At 71.0% G+C, this 12,932-nt stretch carries 9 protein-coding genes; 7 read left to right on the forward strand and 2 right to left on the reverse strand.

Annotated features, from left to right (window positions below; all coding sequences use genetic code 11):
* Window positions 1-38: 38 nt before the first annotated feature.
* The 5 genes from QZ607_RS01040 (at window position 39) to QZ607_RS01060 (ending at window position 6,551) form a co-directional block, all read left to right on the forward strand.
* On the forward strand, window positions 39-665 hold the full coding sequence (locus QZ607_RS01040; protein ID WP_295878623.1) for a hypothetical protein: 627 nt from the start codon (window positions 39-41) through the stop codon (window positions 663-665).
* Between the two features lie 194 nt (window positions 666-859).
* Window positions 860-1,927, forward strand: coding sequence for an efflux RND transporter periplasmic adaptor subunit (locus tag QZ607_RS01045; RefSeq protein ID WP_295878625.1), 1,068 nt, complete (start codon window positions 860-862; stop codon window positions 1,925-1,927).
* Between the two features lie 16 nt (window positions 1,928-1,943).
* Window positions 1,944-4,994 carry an efflux RND transporter permease subunit gene (locus QZ607_RS01050; protein ID WP_295878628.1) on the forward strand — a complete coding sequence of 1,017 codons (3,051 nt, stop codon included), beginning with the start codon at window positions 1,944-1,946 and terminating at the stop codon, window positions 4,992-4,994.
* Window positions 4,981-6,276 (forward strand): patatin-like phospholipase family protein, encoded by a 1,296-nt coding sequence (locus QZ607_RS01055; protein WP_295878630.1) that lies wholly within the window; start codon window positions 4,981-4,983, stop codon window positions 6,274-6,276. Before QZ607_RS01050 ends, QZ607_RS01055 begins: the two co-directional genes overlap by 14 nt.
* Window positions 6,277-6,326: 50 nt before the next feature.
* Window positions 6,327-6,551 (forward strand): AbrB/MazE/SpoVT family DNA-binding domain-containing protein, encoded by a 225-nt coding sequence (locus tag QZ607_RS01060; protein WP_295878632.1) that lies wholly within the window; start codon window positions 6,327-6,329, stop codon window positions 6,549-6,551.
* Between the two features lie 75 nt (window positions 6,552-6,626).
* Here QZ607_RS01060 and QZ607_RS01065 read toward each other — a convergent pair whose 3' ends face one another.
* Window positions 6,627-7,292, reverse strand: a complete 666-nt coding sequence (locus QZ607_RS01065) for a hypothetical protein (protein WP_295878634.1) — start codon at window positions 7,290-7,292, stop codon at window positions 6,627-6,629.
* 142 nt (window positions 7,293-7,434) lie between these two features.
* Between QZ607_RS01065 and QZ607_RS01070 the strand changes: the two genes are divergently transcribed.
* Window positions 7,435-10,626, forward strand: coding sequence for an efflux RND transporter permease subunit (locus QZ607_RS01070; RefSeq protein WP_295878636.1), 3,192 nt, complete (start codon window positions 7,435-7,437; stop codon window positions 10,624-10,626).
* 102 nt (window positions 10,627-10,728) lie between these two features.
* Here the strand turns inward: QZ607_RS01070 and QZ607_RS01075 are convergent, their stop codons facing one another.
* On the reverse strand, window positions 10,729-11,676 hold the full coding sequence (locus QZ607_RS01075; protein ID WP_295878638.1) for a c-type cytochrome: 948 nt from the start codon (window positions 11,674-11,676) through the stop codon (window positions 10,729-10,731).
* A gap of 344 nt (window positions 11,677-12,020) precedes the next feature.
* On the opposite strand from QZ607_RS01075, the gene QZ607_RS01080 reads away from it, so the two are divergent.
* Window positions 12,021-12,761 carry a hypothetical protein gene (locus tag QZ607_RS01080; protein ID WP_295878639.1) on the forward strand — a complete coding sequence of 247 codons (741 nt, stop codon included), beginning with the start codon at window positions 12,021-12,023 and terminating at the stop codon, window positions 12,759-12,761.
* Window positions 12,762-12,932 lie beyond the last annotated feature (171 nt).

Raw genomic sequence — 12,932 nt, forward strand, 5'->3', positions numbered from 1 at the left:
CGCTCCCGCCCGAAAGCTGTCCGCCCCGGAGGCTCCAGATGCCTAATCCAACCGATCAGCAGGCCCAGACGGCAACGGCCATTACCGAGCTGACCGCAGCCCTGCGGCACTTCGAGGCGCGCTATGAGGCCGCCCGTCGCGCCGAGCGAAGGCTGCGCGTCGGGCTCGTCGTCGCCGTTCTGGTGATGCTCGGCGGCGGCATATACCTCGCCCAGAGCGCCACAACGGACTTTGTGGCGCGGATCGCGCCGCCGAGGGTCGCGCAGACCGATCCCGAAGCCGCTCTGGCGCGACGCAATCGCCTGCTTGCGAATCTGGAGCCTGCCGAGCGCGCGCGGCTCGAGCAATTCGAAACGCAGGCGGCACTGGTGCGGGAATACGTGCAAGTGTCGCCCGACTTCGACAGCGGCGCGACTGTGGCCCTGGTGCTGTCCAGCATGAGCCGCTCCGTCGAAGTCATGCCGGCGCTGTACCGTGTCGTTGCAGCGATGGCAGACGACATCCGCGTCATGAACACCCGGCTGGCGGCGATGGACCGGAAGATGGACGCGCTGCCGGTACTGGCCACCGAAGTCCAGGGGATGCGCGGCCAGATGGCGATCATGGCCGCCGGCGTGGATTCGACCATGGGGCGCGCCGGACGCATGCTGCCCTGGAACTGGTGAACGATTCGGCGTCGGCGCAATCGGCGCTGCCCATTTTGGGCGACGTTGGCGAGCGACGTGCGGCCCAGACGCCCAGAATTCGAGGTTTTGACGCCACCCTTCTCAGCATGCCCCAGCATCCCATGACCGTCGACTCGCCCGAGCGGGTCTGCAGCCCTCCTCGCAGCACTGGCTGGCGGCGCAGGGTCACCGTCATGTCCCTGCTGGCTCTGGCGCTTGCCGGCTGCGAGGCGCCGACGCCGCCCCCAATCGAGCCCACCGAGGTCTCCCGCCCGGCTCAGATGCAGGTTGTGAGCGCGGCGGAGCTGAGCAGCGACCTGCGCTTCCCGGGCCGGGTGCGGGCGGTGCAGCGGGTGGAGCTGGCCTTCAACGTGCCGGGGCAGATCGTCGAGCTGCCGGTGGCCGAGGGTGAAGCGGTCAAGGCCGGCGCCCTGCTGGCGCGGCTGGACCCGGCCGCCTATCAGACGGCGCTGGACGTGGCGCAAGCGGAGCTGGATGCCGCCACCGCCGAGTACGAGCGGGTGCGCCGGCTCTGGGAGCGGAGCCAGGCGGTTGCACGGGCGGAGGTCGACCGCAAGCGCACCGCCATGGAGGTGGCGCGCTCGCGCTTCGCGGCGGCACAGAAGGATTTGGCCGATACCCGGCTCACGGCGCCCTTCGCCGGCATCGTCGCCCGGCGGCTTGCCGACAATTTCCAGAACGTGCAGGCCAAGGAGCCGGTGGTGAGCCTGCAGAATCCGGATGCCCTGGAGATCGTCATCCACGTGCCGGAACGTGTGGTGCGGGGCGAGCCGAGGCGCGCCGCGGGGTTTGCGGTGTTCGACGACCTGCCGGAGCGTCGCCTGCCGGTGACCCTCAAGTCCTTCGCCACCGAGGCGGACCCGCAGACCCAGACCTACGAGGTGGTGCTTGGCCTGACACCGCCGCCGGACCTGCGGGTGCTGCCGGGCATGGGCGTGGCGGTGCTGCCGGATACCGTCGCAGCCCTGACTGACGGCGAGGGCGAGGACGTTGCCGACGGCGCGGCACCCGTGCTCGTCCCCGTCGCCGCTGTCGTCGCCGCCGCGGACGGTACGCCGACGGTCTGGGTGGTGGACCCGGAAAGCGGCAAGGTCAGCCGCCGCACCATCGAGACCGGCGCCCTTCAGGGTGCGGACGTGACCGTGCTGAGCGGCCTCGCGCCCGGCGAGCGCATCGTCACCGCCGGCGTGCACAGCCTGCGCGAGGGCATGCGCGTGCACCCGCTCGCCGCCGAGCGTTGATTCGGTCCCGGCCACCATGAACCTCGCCGCCGCGACGCTCGACAAACGCACCATCGCCTGGCTCGGCTGCCTCCTGCTGCTCGTCGGCGGCTGGATCAGCTACCAACAGCTCGGCCGCTTCGAGGACCCGGAGTTCGTCATCCGCGAGGCGGTGATCACCACGCCCTATCCCGGCGCGCTCCCCACGCAGGTGGCCAAGGAGGTCACCGACGTCATCGAGGGCGCCATGCAGCAGCTCCAGGAGGTCAAGGAGATCGCCTCGGTCTCGGGCATGGGGTTGTCGCGGGTGAAGGTCGAAATCGACCTGCCCTTCGCGCGCAGCCGCGACCAGCTGGAGCAGGTCTGGGACAAGCTCCGGCGCAAGGTCGCGGACGCCGAACGGGAGCTGCCGCCCGGCGCCGGCCCGCCGATGGTCAACGACGACTTCGGCGATGTCTACGCGCTCTTCTTCGCCGTCACCGGCGACGGCTACTCGCTGGAGCAGGTCCGCGACTACGTGGAGGTGCTGGAGCGCGAGCTGGTGCTGGTGCCGGGCGTGGCCCGGGTCGCGACCCTGGGCGCGCCGCAGGACGCCATCTATGTCGAGATCGCCGCGTCCAGGGCCGCGCAGCTCGGCATCACCCGCGAGCAGATCGACGAGGCCCTGCGCCGGCAGAACCTGATCTCCGCGGCCGGCGACCTGACGGCGGGCCCGCAGCGCATCCGCATCGCGCCGACGGGCCACGTGGACTCGGTGGCGGCCATCGGCAACATCGTGCTCGGCGCCGGCGGCGGCGAGCAGGTGATCTTCCTGAAGGACGTGGCCGACATCAGCCGGGGCCTCGTCGAGCCGCCGCGGGTGCTGGTGCGCTACGACGGTCGGCCGGCCATCGGGCTCGGCGTGTCCAACGTCGCCGGCGGCAACGTGGTGGAAATGGGCGATGCGGTGCGCGCGCGGCTCGCGGCGCTGGAGTCCCAGCGGCCGGTGGGCATGGCGCTCAACGTCGTCTCCTACCAATCCGACTCGGTGCGGGCGGCGGTGGACGGCTTCGTCTGGAACCTGATCGCCGCCGTGGTCATCGTCGTCGGCGTGCTGGTGCTCTTCATGGGGCTGCGCAGCGCGCTGGTGGTCGGCATCGTGCTGGTGCTCACGGTGGCCGGGACGCTGATCGCGATGGTTCTCGACGGCATCGCCATGCAGCGCATTTCGCTGGGCGCGCTGATCATTGCGCTCGGCATGCTGGTGGACAACGCCATCGTCGTCACGGATGGGATTCTGGTTCGCCTGCAACGGGGCGAGAACCGGCGCCGGGCGGCCATCGACGTGGTCCAGGCGACACAGTGGCCGCTGCTGGGCGGCACGGCCGTCGGCATCCTCGCCTTCAGCGCCATTGGGCTCTCGCCGACGGACATGGGCGAGTACGCGGGCTCGCTGTTCTGGGTCATCCTGTACTCCATGCTGCTGAGCTGGGTGCTGGCGGTGAGTATCACGCCGTTGCTCTGCGTCGTCCTGCTCAAGGTTAAGCCGGCGACGGACGCCGACGGCGCCCGGCAGCCGGTACTGGACCGCTACCGGGCCGTGCTGCGCACGCTGCTGACGCATCGGCTCGGCACCGGGCTCGCGCTGCTGGCGCTGTTGGCGGCGGGAGTGGTCGGCTTCGGCTTTGTCACGCCCGGCTTCATGCCCGAGTCGGCGCGCCCGCAGTTCGTTGTCGACATCTACCTGCCCCAGGGCACGGACATCGCCGTCACGGCGGCGGAGCTCGCCGACATCGAGCAGACCGTCCGCGCCAAGCCCGGCGTCACCCATGCCACGAGCTTCATCGGCCAGGGCGGCCTGCGCTTCATGCTGACTTACTCACCGGAGGAGCCGAACAGCGCCTACGGGCAGCTCCTGGTGGACGTGGACGACTTCCGGCGCATCGACCCGCTGGTGGCGGAGCTTCAGGAGCGACTGACCGCCGCGCACCCGGACGCCGCCATCAAGGTCTGGAAATTCATGCTGGGGCGCGGCGGCGGCAAGAAGATCGAGGCCGCCTTCCGCGGGCCGGACCCGGCCGTGCTGCGCCGGCTCGCCGACGAGGCCAAGGCCATCATGGCCGCGGACCCGGGCGCGGTGGCGGTGCAGGACGACTGGCGCGAGAAGGTGCCCGTGCTGCGTCCGGACGTGGACCCGGTGGCCGCGCAGCGCGCGGGCGTCGATGTCACCCGGGTCAGCGCCGCGCTGAACCGCGCCTTCAGCGGCGAGCGCGTCGGCGACTACCGCGAGGGCGACACCCTGGTGCCCATCATCGCCCGGGCGCCCCAGGCGGAGCGGGACACCGCGGCGGCGCTGGACAACGTCCAGGTCTACAGCCCCACCGCCGGGCGCTATGTGCCGGTGGGCCAGTTGGTGACGGGCACCGAGCTGCAATGGGTGGACGCCATCATCCGCCGCGAGGACCGCTTCCCGACCATCAAGGCCCAGGCCGACCCGCAGCCCGGCGCGCTGTCCGGGCCGGTGCTGGAGCGCATCAAGCCCAAGGTCGAGGCCATCGCGCTGCCGCCCGGCTATGCGCTGGAATGGCACGGCGAGGACAAGGCCTCCCGCGAGGCCAATGCCGGGCTCGCGATCTCCGCCCCCTACGGCTTCGCGGCCATGGTCCTTGCGGTGGTGGTCATGTTCAACGCGGCGCGCCAGCCGCTGGTGATCTGGCTCACGGTGCCGCTCGCGATCGTCGGCGTGGCCATCGGGCTGCTCCTGTTCCAGGTGCCCTTCGAGTTCATGGCCATCCTGGGTTTCCTGAGCCTGATCGGCATGCTGGTGAAAAACGCCATCGTGCTCGTGGACCAGGCCGACGCCGAGCGCGGGGCCGGCAAGCCCGGCCTGGCACCGGTGCTGGACGCCGCCGCCAGCCGCGCCCGGCCGGTGGTGCTGGGGGCGCTGACCACTATCCTCGGCGTCGCGCCGCTCCTGTTCGACCCCTTCTTCAAGAGCATGGCGGTGACCATCATGTTCGGCCTCGCCTTCGCGACGCTGCTGACACTCATCGTCGTGCCCCTGCTCTATGCCGTGCTGTTCCGGATCCGAGACCATGCGCCTGCCTGACTGCCCCGCCGCAGCCCTGCCCTCCGCCGACCGGCCTTCCCGCTCTGCCGTGCGCACCGACACGCACCCGGTCGCGCCGTCGGCCAAGCCCGCCTTGCCGCGCCGGCCACGGGCCGCCGCGGTCGGGCTCGTGACGCTCGGCCTCGTGCTGCTCACCGGCTGCGCCGCAGCGCCGCAGCGCCTTGAGCCCCTGCCGGCGGCGCTGGCGGCCGACGCGAGCCTCCCCGGCATCGTCGGCGGGCGCTACTGGGGCGACGAGCGCCCGGCGGAGCTGGACGCCTGGCTCGCCCAGCCCGAGGCGACGCTGCGCGAGCGCTATGGCGGCGTCATGGGCCGCCCGCACAATTATCTGGTGATCTCCGGCGGTGGCGGCGACGGGGCCTACGGCGCCGGCCTGCTCACGGGCTGGACCGAGACGGGCACCCGGCCCGAATTCCAGATCGTCACCGGCATCAGCACCGGTGCGCTCATCGCCCCCTTCGCCTTCCTCGGCCCCGAGTACGACCCGGTGCTGCGCGAGGTCTACACCCAATTCTCCACGGACGACCTGATGGAGCCCCGCGGCCCGCTGGAGATCCTCCGCGGCGACGCCGTCTCCAGCACCCGCCCGCTGCGCCAGAAGATCGCTGAGTACCTGAATGACGACGTGCTCGCCAAGATCGCCGCCGAGGGCCGCAAGGGCCGCAGCCTGCTGGTGGGCACCACCAACCTGGACGCCGGCCGGCCGGTGGTCTGGGACATCACGCGCCTGGCCGCCAGCGACGCCCCGAACGCACCGGCGCTGATCCACGACGTGATCCTGGCCTCCGCGTCCATCCCGGGCGTCTTCCCGTCGGTGCTGATCGAAGTGGAGGCCGACGGGCGCCGCTATGACGAGCTGCATGTGGACGGCGGCGTCACTGCGCAGCTCTTCTTCTCGCCGGCCGGTGCAGACTGGCAGCGCATCGCCGAGCGCCTCGACGCCCGCGGCGAGCCGCGGCTCTATGTCATCCGCAACGCCAAGCTGCGCCCACGCTGGCAGACCGTGAAACCCCGGCTCGTGCCCATCATGAGCCGCAGCATCGACACACTGATCGGCACCCAGAGCATCGGCAACCTCGCCGAGCTCTACATCGTCGCCCGCGAGCAGGGCCTCGACTATCGGCTTGCCTACATCCCCCAGAGCTTCTACGCCGTCGCCGACGAGCCCTTCGACAGGGCGTACATGAACCAGCTGTTCCGGCTCGGCCGCGAGCGTGCACTCGCCGGCCAGGCCTGGGTGACCATCGATGAGGTCAACTGATCCCGCCGATTGACACTGCGCGACGCCGCGCAGGGATTGCGGAGGGGCTCATGCCGACTGTTACCGTTTCCGACAACTGTCAGGCGGTCATCCCCGCCGCCATCCGCCGCCGGCTCGGCGTGGTGCCGGGCAGCAGGCTGGACGTCGAGCTTGAAGGCGACAATCGTGGTGCCCGAGCTGCACTGACGGCGTCGTCAGGCCATCCCGACCCTGACACAATCAGGGCGGGAAGCCCTGGCTGCGCAGGACGCGCCCGCGCATGGACGGGGGCGTGACCGAAGCCAGCGCGTGCGGCGGACAAGCCCGATGACCCCGGAGGCGGTCCGGCCTGCTGCGCCGGATGCGGCGCATCAGCCCAAGGGCTCCACGCTCAAGGCGCGGGCCTGCGCTGCCGTCAGATGCCGCCACGGCAGCGGCAGCAGGCCCGGCACAAGCTCGCGATAGCGCCGATAGCGCTCACCGTGGAAGGCGATCAGCTTGCGCTCTTCCAGGCGACTGCCGACCACGAAGTAGCCCGTCAGCAGGACGGCCGAGGTGAGAAACGACGGGTCCATGTCGCGGGTCCAGATCAGCACCAGGCTCAGGCTGTACCACGGATGCCGGACCCAGCGATGCAGCGGCGAGATCGCGAAGCCCTCCCGGTCGGCGACCGCCCCGATCCGCTCCCGCCACTGCCTGAGGCCGAGAAAGGCCGCGCCGTCGTACCAACGCAGCGACCACAGCACCCCGGCGATGGCCGCGAGCGCCAGCCCGTTGGCGATCCAGGCGCCGACGCCGGTCCAGGCGATCAGCACCGGACCCGGTCCCGTCAGGGTGAGCCACAGCGGCGGCAGCACCAGAAGCACCGCCAGCGCATTGAAACCGAGCCGGTACAGCGGCATCCAGTCCGGACGCCGGGCCGCCGTCCAGCGCTTGACCGCCAGCGATGCCAGCAGCGAATGCAGCACGAAATAGCCGAGCCAGGCCGCGACCAGCAGCGCAAGATGGACCACCACAGAGGGCTCGTCGGTGCTCATGTGACTTCGGTCTCGTGACGGCTTCGGAACCCTCAGGGAAGCGCATGTCTGAGCTGAGTGCAAGCCGGCACCGAGCGCCGAGAGGTCGCAGCCGGCCTCGCCGGCAGCGGTACTGCACCATCCGACACTTGTCCCCCTGCCCATGATCAACGGCATCTCCACCTGGTCCGTCCGCCATCCCATCGGCGTCGTCATGCTGACGCTGGCGGTGATGGTGCTGGGCGGCTTCGCGCTCGGCAGCCTGAACCTGGATCTGCTGCCGCGCATCGTCTACCCAGACATCCGGGTGCGGGTGCTGGACCCGGGCGTGCCGGCCACGGTCATGGAGGACGAGGTGACACGCTTCCTGGAGGAGCAGCTCGCCGCCACCGAGGGCGCCGTCGCCATCCAGTCCGAGACCCGCGAGGGCCGCAGCGCCGTGGACCTGTCCTTCCGCTACGGCGAGGACATCGACCGGGCGCTGCGGGATGCCAGCAACCGGCTGGACCAGGCGCGGCGCTTTATGCCCGACACCATTGAGCCGCCGGTCATCTACAAGCGCGACCCCTCGCAGCGCCCGGTGGCCGAGTACGTCGTCAGCTCCAGCCTGCGCGACGCCGTGGAGCTGCGCGACTGGGTGGAGTACAGCCTGAGCCGCTCCCTGCTGACGCTGCCCGGCATCGCCGCCGCAGAGGTGGGCGGCGGCCTGGAGCGGGAGGTGGGCGTCATCGCCGACCAGTACCGGCTCGCGGGCGTCGGCCTGGACGTGCTGGACCTGCGCGACGCCCTGCAGGAGGCCAACCGCGACGTGCCCGCGGGCCGGCTCATGATGACCGACGGCGAGATCAGCGGGCGCATCGGCGGGCGTCTCGACAGCGCGGCACAGATCATCGACCTGCCGCTGCCCCTGGCCGGCGGTGGCATGGACGCGATGCCGAGCGGCGACAGCGCCGGGGCCGGCAACGGCAGCCGCGCACCACCCGGCCTGTTGCGGGTGGGCGATGTGGCGCGGGTCACCGACGGTGCCGCGGCGGAGCGCCTGCGCATTCGGCTGAACGACGCGCCGGGCATCAAGCTCTCCATCGAGAAGCAGCCGCTGGCGAACACGGTCACCGTCGTCAACACCGTGGACGAGGCGCTGGCGACCCTGGAGGCGCAGGACCGCATCCCGCCGGACATCAGCGTGCGCAAGGTGGATGATCAGGCCCGCTATGTGCGGCAGAGCCTGCGCAACGCCGCCCAGGCGGCGCTCACCGGCGCCGGGCTCGCGATGCTGGTGGTGTATCTGTTTCTGGGCAGCCTGCGGCGCACGCTCATCATCGGCAGCGCCATGCCCATCGCCGTGCTGGTGACCTTCGTCCTGATGGCCGGGCTCGGGCTCGACCTGAACATCATGACCCTGGGCGGTCTGGCGCTCGGCATCGGGATGCTGGTGGACAGCACCATCGTCATGCTGGAGAACATCCAGCGCCACCAGCGTCTCGGCGAGGCGCCCGTCCCCGCCGCCGTCAACGCCGCGCGGGAGGTCACCAGCGCGATTGTCGCCTCCACCTCCACCAACCTCGCCGCGGTGCTGCCCTTCCTGTTCATCGGCGGGCTGGTGGGGCTCCTGTTCCGGGAGCTGATCTTCACCATCTCCGCGGCCATCCTCGCCTCGCTGGTGGTGGCCCTGACCCTGGTGCCGGCGCTGGCCGGGCGGGTGCCGGCGACGCGCGAGGGCCTGTTCCGGCGCGGCGTCGACCGCGGCATCGGGGCGCTGCAGTCGGGCTACGCCTGGCTGCTGCGCCGGCTGCTGCCGCTGCGCTGGCTGGTGGTGGCGGGGTTCGGCGTCTGGCTCGCGCTGACGGTGCCCGGCTTCTTCGGCGGCGAGCAGCAGTTCCTGCCGGAGCTGGACGAGGGCGACGTGCAGATCGCGCTCTGGGCGGACGAGGGCATCAATGTGGAGCGCATGGACCGGATGGTCCGCCGGGTGGAGGCCATGGTCGCCGCACAGCCCGAGGTGGATGCGGTGTTCACCACCGTCGGCGGCTGGGTGTTCGGGCGCTCGGCCTGGGAGAACCCGAACCGCGCCGGTATCCAGGTGCTGCTCCAGCCCGCCGCCGAGCGCGACGGGCTCACGTCGGACGCCTTCATCGACCGCATGAAGCGGCTGGTGAAGGCCGAGGGCATACCGGGTCTGCGCACCTATTTCTACACCTCCGGCGTGCGCGGCATCCGCTACAACCGCGGCGACGACGATGTGAGCCTGCGCATCAAGGGGCCGGAGCTCGACCGGCTCATCGCGCTCGCCGACCTGGCGGTGGAGCGGCTCCAGGACGTGCCGAGCCTGAGCAACATCCAGCACTCCAACGAGGACGTGGCCCGGGAGCTCTCGGTGCGCCTGGACCGCCGCCGCGCCGCGAGCTACGGACTGGACGTGGAGGACGTGGGCGCCGTGCTGCGCTTCGCGCTGGAAGGCCAGACCGTCACGCGGCTCATCGACGGCGACCGCAGCATCGACGTGCGCCTGCGCCTGGAGCGCGCCGACGTGGGCACGCCGGGGGACCTGGAGTCCATCATCCTGTTCAGCAGCACCGAGCCCAGGCGGCCCATTCGCCTGGGCGACATTGCCGAGGTGGACCTGCTGCCGCAACCGGCAGAGATCATGCGCGATCGCCAGCAGCGCGTGGTGGAGATCTCCGCCTCCGTCGCTGGAGATGCGACCCTGGAGGGCGCCATCGGCGATGCGCTGGCGGCGCTCGATGACCTGCCCCTGCCGCGCGGCTACACGCTGTACGAGGCGGGCGCACTGGAGACGCTGCAGGAGGGTCGCGATCTCGGCCGCATCCTGCTGGCGCTGGCGCTGTTCCTGGTGCTGGTGGTGATGGCGGTGCAGTACGAATCCCTGCGCAACCCACTGATCATCCTGCTGTCGGTGCCCTTCGCGCTCATCGGCGTGGTGCTGGGGCTCGGGCAGACGGGCACGGCGGTGTCCATGCCGGTGTGGCTCGGCGTCATCATGCTCGCCGGCATCGTGGTGAACAATGCCATCGTGCTGGTGGAGTTCATCGAGCTGCAGCGGCGCGACGGCCTGGCCATGACGGCGGCCATCGTCAGCGCAGCGCGGCTGCGGCTGCGGCCCATCCTGATGACCACGCTCACCACCGTCTTCGGCATGCTGCCGCTGGCGCTCGCCGTGGGCGAAGGCTCGGAAATGCTGCAGCCGCTCGCCATCGTCATCGTCTGGGGACTCGGCTTCTCGCTGCTGGTATCCCTGCTGCTGGTGCCGATGATCTATCGGATTCTGGGGCGGCGTGGAGATCCTGCGGCTGAGGTCTCCTCAGCCGGCGCGCCCGCAGGCGTGCCAGGCACCTGATCCACCGGGGCATGTCGGGCCGGACGCTCGGCGACTGCCGCGCCAGGACTGCCCGTTGCGGCGTTGCGCGAAATCTCGACCCGCTCCGATCGCACAGCGGCGCTATTGCCGCGGCGCAGGCGGCTTGGCGCGAATTCCGGCGGCGTCACGCACGAAGTTCGGAAAGTCCGGATTGGTCCATCCATCCGGCGCCAGCTTCTCCGGCGGCGGGCGCAGCCGGGCGGTGTAGTCCAGCACGGCGGACTGCTCGGCGGCGCTGAAGCCCAGGATCTCCTCACTCATCTTGGAGTCCGCGTTGCGCCGCGCGCCGCTGCGGATCTGCTCGAACTGGCGCACCAGGTAGGCATAATGCTGGCCCGCCAGCGCCGGGATGTGCTTGCGCACGTCACCCTCGCCGTCGGGACCATGGCAGTCCACGCAGTGGTCCTGATACAGCTGCGCCCCGAGCGCCAGGTCCGTGCCGGGCCCGAGGCCGTTGTGCGGCGTCATGGGCAGCTGCGCCACATAGGCGGCCACATCGGCCATCTCCTGCGTGCCACCGAGAATACTCGGCACCGAGAAGGGGTACATGAGCGGGTTGTCGCGGTTGCCGGCGCGGAAGTCCGCCAGCTGCTTGATGATGACCGTGCGCAGCTGCCCCGCGATCTGGGGATAGGTGCCGTCCTCGCTGCCCCAGGCCTCGGGCAGGTGGCACACGGCGCAGGTGAGGTAGGCCTCCCGGCCGTTGTCCAGGTCCGGCTCCAGGGCCATGACGGCGTCGTATTCCGCCTGCGCCTGCGCCACCGCTGCCGCATCGGCGGGCGGGGCCTGTTCGGGCGCGGGTTGTGCGGACACCGCCGACAGCGCCAGCACCAGCGTCGACGCCAGCACGGCGGCGGCGAGCGGCGCCGGTACCGCGCGGGCTCCGCGCTGGGTCAGGGCTGTGTGGGCGCCGCCATCCGCTGCCGTGGGCCGCGGCGAGCGCCCGCTGCCGGTCACGCCGGCAGGGAAGCCGCGGCGAGCAACGCGACACCCTGCGCTGGGCCATGCTGCGCTGGGCCTGATGATCATGCTGTCCTCCGGTGGCAGATGCGGCCCGCCTCTGCGGCGCGGGTCCGTGGGTCTGTGTGCAAGTATCGCATTCGCCCCGGGAGCTGTCTGCGGCGGGCACGGCCGCGCGCCCTGGGGACGGTCTGCACTGACAGCCGCGCCCGCGACGGGGTAACATCCCGACACACAGGGGAAAGCCGCATCCGCCTGACGGGCCAACAGGGGTGTCCGGCCCGGCCCCGAAGGCCGCATGGGCGCATCAGAGCGCCGGTCAGCGGCGGGCAACCAGGGCGCAGCACCGATGCGCGCCGCAACGCCCTTACGAACCCACAGGCCCAGTGGAGCACGCGCACCAGGAACCGGCGATGAACGACTTCCGCAACCCAGACTGGCAGGGCCGCGGCCCGAGCGACACCATCGGCCGTGCCAACGGCAGCCCGCCGCCCCTCGGCGAAGGCCCGCGGCGGCTGGACGGCATGGCAGAGCCCGTGTACGGGCGCATGCGCCCGCGCGTCAGCCGTCAACGCAGCTCCAGCAGCAGCCGGCGCAAGATCCGGCGCCTGCGCGTCCTGGCGCTGGTGCTGGCGGCGGGGCTGGTGTCAAGCATCGTGTTCTCGGTGGTGCTCTACTTCCACACCCAGCGCATCCGCGGCAGCGAGGCCCAGCTGACGGTGGCCCAGAAACAGTTGGAGCAGGAGCTCGCGAAGGCGCGCGAGCGCATCACCGAGCTCAACAACGATCTGCGCATCCTGCTCGCGAACCGCATCCCGGGCATCGATGAGCTGGTGCTCAACCGGCAGATCGAGCTGAACGACCAGTACGTGAAGAACATTACCTTCGTCGAATCCGGCCTCGGCGATGAGCGCACCGTGGAGTTCAGCGCCGTGCTGCACAACGGGCGCACGGGCCCGATCCTGCCCAGGGTCACCATTGTGCTCTTCGACGAGGCCGGCCTTCAGACCGGCATCGCCCGGCTCGACAAGAGCCAGACCATCACCCCCGCGGACATTCCAGAACTTCAGCCGGGCGAGACCCGGACCTACTCCGCGCAGATCGACCTCGCGCGTCAGGAACCGTCCAAGTATTTCGTCGTCGAGGTGCGCTGAGCCCGCCGCTCACAGCCGGCCCCCCACTGCCGGTCCCCCACCGCGGGGCCTCCACCGCCGGCCCCCACCGCCGGCCCCTAACGAAGCTGAATCGGCGCACGTCAGGTCCCTGCAAACGCTGTCCCCGCGCATCGGCCTCGTCGCGGAGGCCGATCAATCGCCGCGACCAAT

It is taken from the genome of uncultured Thiohalocapsa sp., assembly GCF_913063425.1.
GTDB lineage: Bacteria > Pseudomonadota > Gammaproteobacteria > Chromatiales > Chromatiaceae > Thiohalocapsa.